The organism is Rhizobium pisi, assembly GCF_003938655.1.
Classification (GTDB): Bacteria; Pseudomonadota; Alphaproteobacteria; order Rhizobiales; family Rhizobiaceae; genus Rhizobium; species Rhizobium pisi.
Map to the genome: position 1 here is coordinate 165,118 of NZ_RJJT01000011.1, position 14,234 is coordinate 179,351.

A 14,234-nucleotide genomic window follows, 5' to 3' on the forward strand; every position below is an offset into this window, starting at 1 on the left:
GGTCCTGACGGTACGGCGCATTGCATCGATGGCCGAGAATGAAGCACCGCGCTTGCCCGGAGCGGGATAGTCTAGCGGCCCGGCACCGCCTTCAGATAGGCTGCGATCGCCTCGCGGTCGGAGGCCGGCAGATGAGTGATATTCTTCTGCACATCGACCATCGAGCCGCCGACGGAATCGAAATCGGGCGTGAAACCGGTTTCGAGGTAGCTCGCGATATCGGCTTCGCTCCAGCCGCCGATGTTCTTTGAAGCCGGGGTGATGTCGGGTATGCGGCCCTTCCCTTCCGGGTTGGGAGCACCCGCAAGCCACATATCGGACTTGAAGCCGCCGAGCGCATCCCGCTGCGTATGACATTCGCCGCAATGACCCGGGCCTTCGACGAGATATTGCCCGCGCTTCACTTTGTCATCGCTCTTTGCCAGAGCCACGCGCGGCTGATCGCTGAAATAGAGAAACTTCCAGCCGCCGAGCGCAAGCCGGATGTTGAAGGGGAACGGCAGTTCGTGCGGCGGCGCGACGCTCGTGCTCTTTGGCAGGGTTTTCAGGAAGGCGAAGAGATCGTTGACGTCCTTGTCGCTCATGCGGGAATAGGAGCCATAGGGAAAGGACGGATAAAGGTGCTTGCCGTCAGGGCCGACGCCGCGTTTCATCGCGTTGCCGAACTCGGCAAGCGTCCAGGCGCCGATGCCTGCTTTTTCATCCGGCGAAATATTCGGCACATGGAAGGTGCCGAAAGGGCTCTTCAGCGCGAGGCCACCTGAAAGCGTCAGCTTGGCGTCACCTTCCGAACCCGGCGCGGCATGACAGCTGACGCAACCGCCGGCCCAGAAAACCATCTCGCCGTTTGCCGTATCCGGCGCGCCGAGATTGGCCCAATGGCTCTCCGGCAGCGGATCGGGCGCGGTGATAAGATAGAAGGCGCAACCGCCGAGGACGGCAACGCCGATCAGACAGAGCAGAAACCGGATGAACCTGCGGACCATGCGCCGCCTCCCCTTTTGCCGAGATTTTCCTGCGCGGAGCGATTCTGCGACCAGCCCGCACGGGCGGAGAATAAGATGATCCGCGTCAGCGGCAAGGCCGGCGCGGATCGGGGATGTTTCGCCTGCTCAATTCCGGGGCGCAAAACCCGCTCTAGAATTGCTTTAGACCAGAACGGCCTATCGCTCATTTGCTGAGGCGATAGGCCTTATGACAGCCGCCGCAGCTGGCGCCGAGCGTGTTGAGCGTGGCGCCGACGGCCGCGGGGTCGGCCGGAAGCTGGGCGAGCGCGATTTCGGCATCGCTGGAAAGCTTGGCGGCGTGCGCCTTGAAGTCATCCATGTTTTCCCAGATCTTCGGGCTTGCGCCTTCGTCGTTCGTGTCCGAGCCCGGCTTGAACTGATCGGGGAAAACCTTGGCCGTTGCGGCGATTGTCGTCAGCGCCGTCTTCACTGCCTCGGCGTCATAGGGTTTGGTGCCCTTGGCGATGGCTGCTAAGGCCCCGGCAGAACCGCCGATCTGCTTCATCAGCGCAACGCGTGAATCATGAGTACCGTCAGCGGCGGTCACCGAGCCGACGGCCATGCCGGCCATCGCCACAGCCGCAGCTACTGCTTTCCAGTTCATATTCCTCTCCATTTTTCCTCGACCAAGGCGGCCGCCGGTCAATCTGCACCGGGAGCATGCCAAAATCCATGCGCCGAGATAGTCACGTTTTGCCGTATCAACATAAAAACAATGTGATAAGCCGCGATGACTCAGGCGGTTTTCCAGCCTTGCCAGAGACTGAAAGCGGAAACCGCGATCAGCAGCATCCCGGCGAAGCGGCCTACAAAGGCCGTGACGTCAGGATTTGCGACCAAAAGGTCGCGGCTGCGGCCGGCCGTCATCGCCAGCGTGCCGTAGACGGCGAGCTGGGTGACGACGGTCATGATGCCCATGATCAGGCCCTGCCTCCAGATCGGGCCATACTCCGGTCTCAGGAACTGCGGATAGACGGCAAACATGAAAATATAGGCCTTCGGGTTGACCAGACAGGTGACGGCGCCCTGGCGGAAGGCGCGCCAGCTGGAGCGCGCCGTTCCCGGCCCGACGGCCTCGACGGTGATCGAGCTGCGGACCAGCGAAATGCCGATCCAGATCATGTAGGCGACGCCGGCAAAGAGCAACAGGTTGAAGAGCTGTGGCAGCATGGTGACGAGCACGCCGACGCCGGCCGCGCCATAGGCCGAATGCACGGCGCCGCCGGCCATGACGCCGCCGGTCGCGGCCAAACCGCGCTTGGTGCCACCGGTCAGCGAATTGGCGAGCACGAACAGCATGTCCATGCCCGGCACGATGATGATGCCGAAGAGAAGGGTGAAGAAGAGCCAGAGGTTTTCATGGTAATTCATGTCAGTTATCCGTCGTTGGTTTTATCGGCCTTTCGAGAGACCTTGATTGATTTCAATTCGATAGGCGGATCTATAGGCAAACCCAACTGACAGTGTATTGTCAGGAGCGTTCAGAGCGGAGACAAGAAAATGCGCAAGGCCTCACGGCTTTTCGAGATCATTCAGATCCTCAGGCTGGCAAGAAAGCCGATGACGGCGGCTGTCATGGCCGAGACGCTTGAAGTGACCGTGCGCTCGATCTATCGCGATATCGCAGCGCTTCAGGCGATGCGGGTGCCGATCGAGGGCGGGCGAGGCATCGGCTACATCATGCGGCCGGGTTTCGACCTGCCGCCGCTGATGTTCTCGATCGAGGAGATGGAGGCGATCGTGCTGTCGCTGGCGCTGCTCGAAAGGACGGCGGACGAGGAGTTGAAGCAGGCCGCACGCCGGGTCAACCGGAAGATATCAGGCGCGGTGCCGGCCCCGCTGCGCCAGGCGATGGACAACAAGGCGCTTTATGCCTGGGGCACGATCGCGCAGCCGCCTGTTGGATTCGACCTTGCGATCGTGCGGCGCGCGATCCGCGACGAACGAAAGCTCACGCTCGGCTACCGCGACGAGCTTGGCCGTGCGAGCGAGCGGACGATCCGGCCGATCGCGCTGATCTATTACTCGCAGACCGCCAATATCGTCGCCTGGTGCGAGTTGCGCCAGGCGATCCGCAACTTCCGCAGCGACCGGGTGGAGCGTTGTGCGGCAGCGGAGGATTTCTTCAAGGGCGACGGCGACAGGCTGCGGGAAATCTGGACGAGCGGCTGGACAGAGACGACTATACCGGCGTGACGCCGGCCAGCGCACAGCCTAATAGGGCAGCGTGCGGCTCTCTTCCCGGCCGAAGCCGCGGATTTCGATACGGTCGGCATGAACCTCGACGATCGCAAAGGCGTTTTCGCTCTCGGTATCGACTACGCCCTTGAAATTGACGAAGTGGCAGGCGCCGGCCACGCCGTAATTGCCGACGTGGTCATGGCCGTTGAGATAGGCGACGACATTGCCTTGCGAAGCGAGCAGTGCGACGATGCGCTCGCTGTCCCACATGCCGTGCTCGCTGGGCGGATGCACCGGATAGTGATTCATGACGATCACCTTCTCCTCGGCCGCAGCGGCGCTGGCGATTTCATCACTCAGCCAGGTAAATTGCTTGTCGCTCAGCGCAGCATTCCATGGATGAGCGTTCCTCGCGCCCCTGGCCTGCAGTTCCGCCAGCATCTCGGCGGCAAGCGCGCGATGAGGATGGCCTTCAGGCGGCGCGAAGGTGCTGACCTCATTGCCGTCGAGCATGATGAAACGCCAGCCGTGACGGGAGAAGCTGTAATAGGGCGACGGCATACCGAGGCGCGTGGCGACTTCGGACAGATGCCCTGAAGAAACCGAGAAATCGTGATTGCCGAGCAGGAAGAGCGCCTCGTGGCGCAGTTTCTCATAGACCGGCAGGATATCGTCGAAGCTTGCGAAGCTGCGGTCGATGACATCGCCGAGCGTCATGACAAAGCTTAGCTCCTCGCCATTAAAGACCTCGATCGCCTCGGCAACCTTGGCAAGGCTGTTGGCGTAATAGCGGTCCATGGCCGCATGCGGCGCGATCGCCGCATATTGCGGGTCGGCAATGATGCCGAAACGGAACAGAGGAAGACTCGAAGAAGACATGGAGCGTGATTAGGAGCGGGTGGTGACAGGGATGTGACGGCTTCCGCCGGAAACAAAACACCCGGCGCTTGGAAGGCGCCGGGTGCAGAATTCAAAGAGGCGGATGACATCGCCGCCGTGGTGGCGAGTCTTGTACCGCTTACTTCGTGGCTTCTTCGTAGCGCTCCAGGACGTAGTCCCAGTTGATCAGGCTATCGACGAAGGCTTCGAGATATTTCGGGCGGGCGTTGCGATAGTCGATGTAATAGGAGTGTTCCCAGACGTCGACGCCGAGGATCGGGGTGGCGCCGTGAACGAGCGGGTTTTCGCCGTTCGGGGTCTTGGAGATTTCAAGCTTGCCGTTCTTGACGGAAACCCAGGCCCAGCCGGAACCGAACTGGGTGGCGCCGGCGGTGGCGAAATCGGCCTTGAACTTGTCATAGCCGCCGAGATCGGAGGCGAAGGCTGCTTCGAGCTTGCCGGGCAGCTTGCTTCCGCCGCCGCCCTTCTTCATCCACTTCCAGAAATGGATGTGGTTGTAGTGCTGGGCAGCGTTGTTGAAGAGGCCGGCATTGGTGCCGAACGACTTCTTCACGACGTCTTCGAGCGAGAGATCCGAAAGACCGGCTTCGGCGGCGAGCTTGTTGCCGTTGTCGACATAGGCCTTATGGTGCTTGTCGTGGTGAAACTCCAGCGTTTCCTTCGACATGAAGGGAGCAAGCGCTTCGTAATCATAGGGAAGTTCAGGCAATTCGAAAGCCATGTCAGATCTCCTCTTGGCAATAGATTGCGTCATCGGCAGGTGAGGCGGAACATAGGAGGGGAAAGGGGGAGAGGCAACCGGCGAAATATCAAAAAACGACCGGCCGGAGGAAAATTTGCCTCAGTTGCAGGGCTGTAATCGCGCCTGCAAATCACCGAGGATGCTTGCCCCGAAAACCGCTTCGCCGGCGACACCAATCAAGGAAGAACCGATATGAACAGGAATATAATCCGGCTTCTGGCCGCAGCCACGCTTCTTTCCCTCGCAGGTGCGGCGCACGCCTCCTCCGACGCGGCCTGGCAGCAGTTCGCCGCTGATGTGGAAGCCAAATGCAAGAAGGCGGCGGTGACGATCGAAAAGCCTACCGCCACCATCGATCCCTTCGGCTCCACCCACTACGGGCTCGCCCTGCTGACCGGCAAGCCGAAGGGCGCCAAAGGACTGATCGCCCAGATCTGCGTCTACGACAAGCAGAAGAAAACAGTCGAGATCGGCAGCGAATTGGACGGCAAGAAGCTCGGGCTCATGCCGGCAAAATAGGCCGCCACGGCGCCGGCCGGCTTTTGCGCCTTATCCGTGAGGAACCCGAGGCAGCTCTCAAGAGTTTAGAGGCTGGGCCTTACGGCTCAGCTTTTTTTGTGAAAACGCAGAACCGCTCTAACTGTTTTATTTTACGCAATTCCGAACGCAAAAACCGCTCTGCAATTTTGCCGGATTTGCTTTGGGGAGGCGCCGGCATGTCAGAGCTTCGCAACAGGGCGGAAGATCAGCAGAAAATCTATCAGCGCTGGGCGCCGGTCTATGACCGCATTTATCGCGGCATCCTGCGTGACGGTCACCGCAAGCTTGCGGCGCTCGCGGCGGCGGCCGGTACGGATATATTGGAGATCGGCGTCGGCACAGGCCTGACGCTCGGGCACTACCCGCGCCGCTGCCGGGTGACCGGCATCGATATTTCCGAACACATGATCGCGCGTGCCCGCGAAAAGACGAGGCGCGAAAACCTGTTACATGTGCAGGCGCTTGAGGTCATGGATGCGCATGCGCTCCCTTTGCCGACCGGTCGTTCGATGCGGTCTGCCTGCCCTTCGTCATCACGCTCATCCCCGAGCCCGAACGGGCGCTCGACGAATGCGCCAGGGTGCTGCGTCCGGGCGGCGAGATCATCCTCGCAAGCAAGCTCGGCGACGGCGCCGGTCTGCAGGGCGCGATCGAGGTGGCGGTGGCGCCGCTGGTGCGTCACATCGGCTGGTCCTCCGCCTTCCGAATCCATCGCATCATCGCCTGGGCCGAGCGCCGCGGCGATTTTGCGCCTGCCGATATCCTGCCGGTCTTTCCGAACGGCTTCTTCAAGATCGTCCGGCTGAAACAGCGCGGATTTGCCGCCTGAGGCGGAGAGTTTCATCCCGCGTCGCCTCTATCGTTCGTTCGAGGGACCGCATGACATCGGATATCTTCTTCTTCATCGCCGTCGGCTTCTGCGCGCAGATCGTGGATGGCGCACTCGGCATGGCCTTCGGCGTGCTGTCGACGACCAGCCTTCTGGCTTTCGGGGTGCCGGCGGCAAATGCCAGCGCCATGACGCATGTGGCGGAAATGTTCACGACCGCGGCGTCGGGTCTCTCGCATGCCTATCATCGCAATGTCGACTGGCGTCTGGTGGTGCGGCTTGCGCCCGCCGGCATGATCGGCGGCGCGATCGGCGCCTATCTGCTCGCCAACATCGACGGCAAGACGATCGAGCCCTATGTGTCGGCTTATCTGATCGCGATCGGGCTGCTGATCCTCTATAAGGCCTTCCGGCCGCCGGTGCAGCGTGAGGTGCGCGACTGGGCCGTACCGCCCGTCGGCCTCTGCGGCGGCGTGCTCGATGCGATCGGCGGCGGCGGATGGGGACCGATCGTCACCAGCACGCTCATCGGCCGCGGCCATGACCTGAAGCGGGTGATCGGCTCGACCAACTTCACCGAATTTGCGGTGACGCTGACGATTTCCCTGACCTTCGTTGCCACACTCGGCTGGTCCCAACTCAATTCCGCGATCGGCCTCATCATCGGCGGCGTCATTGCAGCACCCTTGGGCGCGATTCTCGTCAACCGCCTGCCGGTGCGGCCGCTGATGGTGGCGGTCTCGATGATCATCATCGCAACGTCGGCGATACGGATCCTGTAGACCGCACTATTGCATGAGATCACAGATTCCGGCCGAAATAGACCTCCACGGATGCGATCTTGTCATCGCGGAAGCGGAGACTTTCCATATTGCGGAAACTGGTGCCGTCGAGCTTCTCGGCACGGTAGCGGACGATTGCCTCGTCGCCGTCGATCGCCAGGAACTCGATGTGAAGGCCACGGAAGATCGGCTCCTTCGACCAGCAGCGCTCGAAATACACGGCGCGGGCGATGTGGTCGTCACGCGGACTGGAGAAGGTAAAATCCTCCGTCAACATGGCGCCGGCGATATCCTTGCGGTCATCGAGATAGGCGGCGTAGAGATCGCGGACGGTCTGCTCGCGCGATATGCGCATGTCGCTCATAGCAATGTCCTCCGAATTACTGATTGCATATTGCAATCAGCCTAACAGTTTCGCCTGAGACGGTCCAGATCGCTTCGGCAATTTCTGAAAACAGGCCATCGCTGCCGGGAGCGCCGTCTTGAAGGACTGGCCAAACGGCGGTTATATGGGCGCGTGCCCACCCTGGAACGACGAGCGCGTGCGCCGCTACGGTCCCATGCGCCCGACGTAGAAAGCTTGATCTCAGGACAGTTTCATCCGCGCCGATCCGCTCGCCGCGGCAAAGGGGCACATCATTTCATCAGGCGCGCAAGAGCTGCGCTCTCTGATCAATGCCGAGGCAACGAATGACCGATACGCAATGGGATGCCGCCAGCGCCAGGCCGGGCTCGATCTACTGGAAGCGCAACCTCGCCGTCTCGCTGATCGGTTCCTTCACCACGATCGTGGCGATGACGCTGCTGCTGCCCTTCCTGCCGCTCTATGTCGAGGAACTCGGCGTCAGCGACCATGCGGCGATCGTGCAATGGTCGGGCATCGCCTATGGCGCCACCTTCTTCGCCGCGGCTCTGGTCGCGCCGCTCTGGGGGCGGCTCGGCGATATCTATGGCCGCAAGCTGATGCTGGTGCGCGCCAGTCTCGGCATGACGGTGGCGATCTCGCTGATGGGAATGGCCGGCAATGTCTGGCAGCTGGTGGCGCTGCGCCTCTTCGTCGGGCTTGCCGGCGGTTACTCCTCCGGCTCGATGGTGCTGGTGGCGACGCAGACGCCGAAGGACCGTTCGGCCTGGGCGCTCGGCGTTCTCTCATCCGGCATCATGGCCGGCAATCTCGTCGGGCCACTGCTCGGCGGGGCGCTGCCTCCCGTCATCGGCATCCGCGGTTCGTTTCTCGCCGCCGGCGGCATGATCTTCCTCGCCTTTCTCGCCACGGCCTTCCTGATCAAGGAAGAGAAATCGCCCGCCCGCAAGCAGGCAGCGAAGGCGAGCGGCGGCTGGAAATCCATTGCCGACAAGCGGCCAGTCATCGCCATGCTGGTAACGGGCATGCTGCTGATGTTCGCCAATATGTCGATCGAGCCGATCATCACCGTCTATGTCGCGCAGCTCGTGCCCGTCGAAGCCCAGGTGACAATCATATCGGGCATCGTCATGTCGGGCGCTGCCCTCGGCAGCATCCTTTCGGCCTCATGGCTCGGCAAACTCGCCGACAGGATCGGCCATTGGCCCGTCATAGCAGGCGCACTCGCCGTCGCCGGGCTGTTGCTGATCCCGCAGGCCTTCGTCACCAGTTCCTGGCAGCTGATTATCCTGCGTTTCATGATGGGCATGGCGCTCGGCGGGCTGCTGCCCTGCATCACCGCGGTCATCCGCCACAGCGTGCCGGATAGCGCGGCCGGCAGCATTCTCGGGCTATCCATCTCCTCGCAATATATCGGCCAGGTGGCCGGTCCCATCCTCGGCGGTTTTGTCGGCGGACATATCGGCATGCGTGCGGTGTTCCTCGGCACCTCGCTACTGCTTCTGGCCGGTGCTGCCTATGCCTGGATGGTGCGGCCGATGAGGAAACATCAAGCTCCGGCTGAAGATGATGCCGATGACCTGTGATAGCCGGGTCCGGGATCAGCTTCACGCGGCACTCGCGCAGATCAGCTCGACGCCCGAGCGGGCTATCGCTTCCAGCACCTCGCGGCTGTCGCCGGCACGAGCGCGGACGGCGAGCGAATGCATGACGGCGGAGGCAAGCCTTGCAAGCATCCGGGGATCGGCGCGCTCGGGAAGCTCGCCTCTTTCCACGGCAAGGCGCATGCGCTTTTCGATCTCGCCGTCGAAATCGTTGAGACTGCGGCCGAGCACCTCGCGCACGCGCTCATGCTGGACTGCCTCGGCAGTCGCCGTGCCGATCAGAAAGCAGCCGCGGGCGGCGGTTTCACCATGCAGATAGATTTCCAGCGCCCCAGCATAGACGCGGGCAATATTGTCGCGAAGCGGCAGTGACGGATCGAGCGCCTCGGTCAGCACGTCCATCCCATCCTGCCGATACCCTTCCAGCGTATCGAGATAGAGATCTTCCTTGTCGCCGAAGGCGCCGTAGAGGCTCGGGCGATTGAGGTTGGTCGCCGCACTCAGAGTGTCGAGCGAGGCGGACGCAAACCCCTTGTCCCAGAAGACATCCCGCGCCTTGCCGATTGCCGCCTTCGCGTCAAAGGCCCTCGGGCGGCCGCGCTTCTTCTCATCCTTCATATTCTGTACCGTTTCGCATTAAATTCTTGACGAGAACTATTTTATGCGAAACAGTACAAATGTCCAACGATATCGGCGGTCGGCGTCAGCTGTCTGCGCAAGAGAGGAGATCCATAATGAAACTCTATATGCACGCTGCAGCATGTTCGCTTTCGCCGCACATCATCTGCCGGGAGCTGGGGCTCGATATCGAGCTCGTCCAGGTCGACCGGCAAACCCACAGGACGAGCAAAGGCGAGGATTACCTCGCCATCAACGGCAATGGCTATGTGCCGGCGCTGATGCTCGACGACGGCAAGGTGCTGACCGAGGGGCCGGCCATCGTGCAGTTTCTCGCCGAAGGCTCGGCCCTGCTGCCCGACGTCGGCAACCTCAGCCGCAACGAGGTGCAATCCTACCTCAATTTCATCACCGCCGAGCTGCATAAGCCGATGGTGCTGCTGTTCAATCCGATTTATTCCAGCGTACATGGGGAGATCCGCGCACTGATCTCGAAGCGGCTCGCCTGGCTGAATGGCCGTCTTGCCGGACCCTATCTCACCGGCGATGCCTTCACCGTGGCGGACGCCTATCTTTTCGTCTGCCTGAACTGGTCGCCCTGGACCGACATCGATCTTAAGCAATGGCCGGCGCTGCACGGCTTCATGGCTCAGGTTGCGGCGCGGCCGAAGGTGCGCGAAGCGCTGCAGGCTGAAGACCTCGAAGCCTTCGACGCCGACGGCGTTTATTTCGCACCGCATGCCTATCTCGCCTCGGCCGGACGGACGGGTGAGCCGGTCAGGCCGTAACGCCGACGATTGTCAGAGCGCGTTTACGGCCACCGGCAGGGCGCGCTTGTGAGCGGTCGCCCGATAGGCCGCAAGAATCCGGCGGCGGGAGATCTCGCCGACCGGCTTGCCTTCGAGGAAATCGTCGATCTCGTCATAGGTGACGCCATAGGCCTCCTCATCAGGACGCAACGGGCGCTGGTCTTCGAGATCGGCGGTCGGCACTTTGAACACCAGTTCATCTGGGGCGCCGAGCCTCTTTGCCAGCAGGCGGACGCGGCGTTTGTTGAGACCGGCGAGCGGCAGAATATCGGCCGCACCGTCGCCGAACTTGGTGAAGAAGCCCATCACCGCCTCGGCGGCATGATCGGTGCCGATGACGAGACCACCCAATGCGCCGGCAAGAGCGAACTGTGCGATCATGCGCTGACGAGCCTTGATGTTGCCGAGGATGAAGTCCTGCCGGCCGGCATCGGCAAAAGCGAGGCCGCCGCTACGGGCCGCCGCAAGCATCGCATCGGCCGGCTCCTTGATATTGACCACCATCGAGCGGTCCGCGCCGATCGTTTCGAGCGCCCGACTCGCATCGGCTTCGTCGGCTTGGACACCATAAGGAAGACGAACGGCGATGAATTCGGCGGTATGGCCGCCGTCCCGCAGCTCGCGCACCGCCTTTTGGGCCAGCAGCGCCGCCGTTAGCGAATCGACGCCGCCACTGATGCCAAGGACGTAATTGCGCATGCCCGACGCGACGAGATAATCCTTGAGGAAGGCGGTTCGGCGTTCGATCTCATGCTCAGCATCGATATCGGCGGCAACGCCCAGTTCACGGATGATATCGCCTTGTTCGTCGAACAGCACAGTCATAAGCCTCTTCCTCCCACTTACGGAATTTCGGCGCCACTATGGAGAAAAGATGGGGGGAAGGCGAAGCCGTTTCGGGCAGACCTGCCATGCATTTGGTGCAAGTGGGCGCCGGGACGCAATATCTCTAGGTAGAGAGGGTGAGCTCGCACCTACCGCACGATCGTAAATAGCTCCACCGGCTCCGCAAAGCCCTTCAACATGTGCGTCCCGACCGACACCACATCCCCTGCCCCGGCCTCGTCGCGAAACGGCTCCGACATCAGCACGGCCTCGCCGAGTTCACTGCAAGCGGTCTGGATGCGGTTGACCAGGTTGACGTCGCCGCCGATCAGGGTGAAGTCGAGGCGGCGGCCGGAGCCGACGTTGCCGTAGCTGACTTCGCCGTAATGAAGGGCGATGCCGGCTTTCACGCCGATGCCTTCGTACTGGAAATGGTCGACCTCATCGAGGATGGCGCGGGCCGATGCCAGCGCGGCGCCACAGGAATGGGCGGCATCGTAGCCCGGAAAGAAGGCAAGCACGGCGTCGCCCATGAATTTCAGCACCTCGCCGCCCTCACGAGTAATGGCTGGCACGATCCTGTCGAAATAGGCATTCAGCAGGCCGAGCACGGTGCTGCCCGGCAGCCGGTTGGACAGTTCGGTAAAGCCGCGCAGATCGCAGAGCAGCAGAGCCGCCTCGATCGATTCGATCTGGTCCCGGCGGATGCGGCCGGCCAGGATGCGGCTTGCCGTCAGCGGGCCAATATAGGTATCGAGCAGGCTGAGCTCGACCTGGCGCAGAATGCGCAGCTCGCTGGTATTGCGCAGCGCCGGCAGGATGCGTTCGATCACGTGACGGTCGGAGGCGGTGAAGCCGCCCGGCCGCTTCGTGCCGAAGACGGCGGCGCTGACCGGCCCATCGGCATTGCTGAGCGGCGCAATGACGAGCTGCATCAGGCCGCGATCGGCAAAGACATCGATATGCCGCCAGCGGCCGTGCACGCTTTCGCCTGGGCCGACGACAAGCGGTTCGCGGGTTTCCATGACCTTGCGCAGCGGCGTGTTTGATATGGCGACCCGCGCGCCGTGTTCGCGGTCGTGGATCTCGACCGGCTCGCCCGGCGCCCAGGCGATGGTGCGTCCGATGAACTCCGGATGCAGCGTCATCAGATGCAGGGTCAACCGGTCGACTGGCAGGCCGAGCGCCTGAAGCCTGCGGCCGAGGCCGGAGACGAGGCCCGCTTCGTCGAGCGCGTGGCATTCGTCGCCGGAGAGCCATTCGATGATCGAGAGCAGTGCACCGACGCTGACGGCATCACGGGCAGTCTTGGGCTGGAGCCTGTCGGTATCGGCGGCATAGATCGCGGATGTCATGGCTTTCTCCTCCTTGAGTCGGACGAGGCGCTAGTGAGCGCCGCCGCCGGAGAGTTGACCGGGTTTCCTGAGAAGCAGGCTTGCAAGCAGGGCGACGACGAGGGCGACGCCGAGCAGGAAGAAGGTGTCGCTAAAGGCCATGATATTGGCCTGCTTGCGCAGCTTCAGCGCGATGGCGACGACGGCCTTGTGGCTCGCGAGCGCCTGGTCGCTGACGCCGTGGCTGATGAAGTAGGCGGTGAGCCTGGCGACACGATCGCGGGTGGCTTCCTCGAAGAGGGAAACCGAGTTGGTCAGGATGTTCGAGTGGAACTGCTCGCGCTTCGACAGGAAAGTCTGAAGCGAAGCGATGCCGACCGCGCCGCCGAGATTGCGCATCATGTTGAAGAGTGCCGAAGCCGAACCGGCATTCTCCTGCTCGATGCCCGCAGTGGCGATTGCCGAGAGGGGCGTGAAGACCAGTGCCTGGCCGATGGCGCGGACGATATTCGGCCAGAAGAGCTGGTCGCTCGCATAGTCGCCGGTCATGTGCACGTTCATGAAGTTCGAAGCGGCGAAGAGGGCAAAGCCGACGACGATCAGCAGGCGGACGTCGAAGCGCTTCATCAAACGCGGCACCAGCGGAATCAGCAGCAGTTGCGGGATGCCGGTCCAGGCGAGAACCATGCCGATCTGCTCGGAATTATAGCCCTGGATACGGGTCAGATAGATCGGCAGTACGAAGACCGAACCATAAAGCGCAATGCCGAGCAGGAAGTTCGCGACGATGCCGAAGCCGAAGTTCCGGCGGACCAGCAGGCGAAGGTTCAGCAGCGGATTGGCAGTCTTCAGCTCGATGATCAGGAACAGCGTCAGCGAGACGGCGGCGATGACCGACAGGCGGAGGATGAAATCGGAGCCGAACCAGTCTTCCTTGTTGCCCTCCTCCAGTACGGTCTGAAGGGCTGCGAGGCCGATCGCCATGGTGATGATACCCGGCCAGTCGCCCTTGGCGAGCAGCTTCAGGTTCATCGGTCCACGATCGAGCGAGGCCCAGAGCATGCCGACCATCAGCGCGCCGGGCACGAGGTTGACGTAGAAGATATATTCCCAGCCCCAGTTTTCGGTGAGGTAACCGCCGATCGTCGGGCCGATGGCCGGTGCAAAGGTGGCCGAAAGCGCAAAGAGGGCAAGGCCGATCGGCTGCTTGGGCTTGGGCAGCAGCGTGATGATGATGGTGAATGCCATCGGGATCAGCACGCCGCCGGAAAAACCCTGAATGGCGCGCAGAATGATCATCTGCTGCAGATTGGCCGCGAAGGCGCAGGCGACGGAGAAGACGAGAAAGAGGATGGCGTTAACAAGCAGATAGTTGCGGACCGAGAAGACCCGCGCCAGCCATGCGCTGAGCGGAATGACGACGATCTCGGCGATCAGATAGGAAGTCGAGATCCAGCCGCCGTCATCCGTGCCGGCGCCGATGGCGCCCTGGATATCGGCAAGCGAGGCATTGACGATCTGGATATTGAGGACTGCCATGAAGGCGCCGAGCGTCGAGCCGACAACGGCCGCCCACATGCGAAGCAGGCTCATGGCGGCAGGTTTTGCCGGCGCGGCAGCGGTGGGGCGTGCGCTCGAATTGCTATTTGCGGCGATCTGAAGAGTGGCCATGACATATCTCCTTCCGGCTTTCACGGAA

15 protein-coding genes and 1 pseudogene are annotated in these 14,234 nt (G+C 62.1%); 6 read left to right on the top strand and 10 right to left on the bottom strand.

Annotated elements, in window-relative coordinates; all coding sequences use genetic code 11:
• Positions 1-71: 71 nt before the first annotated feature.
• The 3 genes from EFD55_RS17350 to EFD55_RS17360 all read right to left on the bottom strand — a co-directional run bounded on the left by EFD55_RS17350 (position 72) and on the right by EFD55_RS17360 (position 2,378).
• On the bottom strand, positions 72-986 hold the full coding sequence (locus tag EFD55_RS17350; protein ID WP_125846293.1) for a cytochrome c: 915 nt from the start codon (positions 984-986) through the stop codon (positions 72-74).
• 184 nt (positions 987-1,170) lie between these two features.
• Positions 1,171-1,611: a c-type cytochrome gene (locus EFD55_RS17355; RefSeq protein ID WP_125846294.1), complete on the bottom strand. Its 441-nt coding sequence runs from the start codon at positions 1,609-1,611 to the stop codon at positions 1,171-1,173.
• 131 nt (positions 1,612-1,742) lie between these two features.
• A complete protein-coding gene (locus EFD55_RS17360) occupies positions 1,743-2,378 on the bottom strand; it encodes a LysE family translocator (RefSeq protein ID WP_125846295.1) in 636 nt (211 codons plus the stop codon).
• Between the two features lie 129 nt (positions 2,379-2,507).
• Between EFD55_RS17360 and EFD55_RS17365 the strand changes: the two genes are divergently transcribed.
• Positions 2,508-3,203, top strand: coding sequence for a helix-turn-helix transcriptional regulator (locus EFD55_RS17365; RefSeq protein WP_125846296.1), 696 nt, complete (start codon positions 2,508-2,510; stop codon positions 3,201-3,203).
• A gap of 18 nt (positions 3,204-3,221) precedes the next feature.
• Here EFD55_RS17365 and EFD55_RS17370 read toward each other — a convergent pair whose 3' ends face one another.
• The gene (locus EFD55_RS17370; protein WP_125846297.1) at positions 3,222-4,067 is read right to left on the bottom strand and encodes a metallophosphoesterase; all 846 of its coding nucleotides are present in this window, start codon (positions 4,065-4,067) and stop codon (positions 3,222-3,224) included.
• 139 nt (positions 4,068-4,206) lie between these two features.
• Positions 4,207-4,809 carry a superoxide dismutase gene (locus tag EFD55_RS17375; RefSeq protein WP_125846298.1) on the bottom strand — a complete coding sequence of 201 codons (603 nt, stop codon included), beginning with the start codon at positions 4,807-4,809 and terminating at the stop codon, positions 4,207-4,209.
• A 213-nt stretch (positions 4,810-5,022) separates the two neighbouring features.
• Here EFD55_RS17375 and EFD55_RS17380 point away from each other — a divergent pair, with 213 nt between their 5' ends.
• From EFD55_RS17380 to EFD55_RS17390, 3 genes and pseudogenes are all read left to right on the top strand, one after another.
• Positions 5,023-5,349, top strand: a complete 327-nt coding sequence (locus EFD55_RS17380) for a hypothetical protein (RefSeq protein ID WP_125846299.1) — start codon at positions 5,023-5,025, stop codon at positions 5,347-5,349.
• Positions 5,350-5,546: 197 nt separating this feature from the next.
• Positions 5,547-6,199 (top strand): annotated as a pseudogene (locus tag EFD55_RS17385) (class I SAM-dependent methyltransferase).
• 50 nt (positions 6,200-6,249) lie between these two features.
• Complete coding sequence (locus EFD55_RS17390; protein ID WP_125846300.1) at positions 6,250-6,981, top strand: sulfite exporter TauE/SafE family protein; 732 nt, start codon at positions 6,250-6,252, stop codon at positions 6,979-6,981.
• Positions 6,982-7,000: 19 nt separating this feature from the next.
• Here EFD55_RS17390 and EFD55_RS17395 read toward each other — a convergent pair whose 3' ends face one another.
• The gene (locus EFD55_RS17395) at positions 7,001-7,345 is read right to left on the bottom strand and encodes a nuclear transport factor 2 family protein (protein WP_125846301.1); all 345 of its coding nucleotides are present in this window, start codon (positions 7,343-7,345) and stop codon (positions 7,001-7,003) included.
• A 326-nt stretch (positions 7,346-7,671) separates the two neighbouring features.
• On the opposite strand from EFD55_RS17395, the gene EFD55_RS17400 reads away from it, so the two are divergent.
• Positions 7,672-8,931, top strand: coding sequence for a multidrug efflux MFS transporter (locus EFD55_RS17400; protein WP_125846302.1), 1,260 nt, complete (start codon positions 7,672-7,674; stop codon positions 8,929-8,931).
• Between the two features lie 21 nt (positions 8,932-8,952).
• Here EFD55_RS17400 and EFD55_RS17405 read toward each other — a convergent pair whose 3' ends face one another.
• Complete coding sequence (locus EFD55_RS17405) at positions 8,953-9,567, bottom strand: TetR/AcrR family transcriptional regulator (RefSeq protein ID WP_125846303.1); 615 nt, start codon at positions 9,565-9,567, stop codon at positions 8,953-8,955.
• Positions 9,568-9,683: 116 nt separating this feature from the next.
• Between EFD55_RS17405 and EFD55_RS17410 the strand changes: the two genes are divergently transcribed.
• Positions 9,684-10,355: a glutathione S-transferase N-terminal domain-containing protein gene (locus EFD55_RS17410; RefSeq protein ID WP_125846304.1), complete on the top strand. Its 672-nt coding sequence runs from the start codon at positions 9,684-9,686 to the stop codon at positions 10,353-10,355.
• 12 nt (positions 10,356-10,367) lie between these two features.
• Here EFD55_RS17410 and nadE read toward each other — a convergent pair whose 3' ends face one another.
• From nadE to EFD55_RS17425, 3 genes are all read right to left on the bottom strand, one after another.
• Positions 10,368-11,201, bottom strand: coding sequence for an NAD(+) synthase (gene nadE / locus EFD55_RS17415; protein WP_125846305.1), 834 nt, complete (start codon positions 11,199-11,201; stop codon positions 10,368-10,370).
• A gap of 149 nt (positions 11,202-11,350) precedes the next feature.
• The gene (locus EFD55_RS17420) at positions 11,351-12,556 is read right to left on the bottom strand and encodes an adenylate/guanylate cyclase domain-containing protein (RefSeq protein WP_125846306.1); all 1,206 of its coding nucleotides are present in this window, start codon (positions 12,554-12,556) and stop codon (positions 11,351-11,353) included.
• 30 nt (positions 12,557-12,586) lie between these two features.
• The gene (locus tag EFD55_RS17425) at positions 12,587-14,206 is read right to left on the bottom strand and encodes an MDR family MFS transporter (RefSeq protein ID WP_125846307.1); all 1,620 of its coding nucleotides are present in this window, start codon (positions 14,204-14,206) and stop codon (positions 12,587-12,589) included.
• Positions 14,207-14,234: the final 28 nt, after the last annotated feature.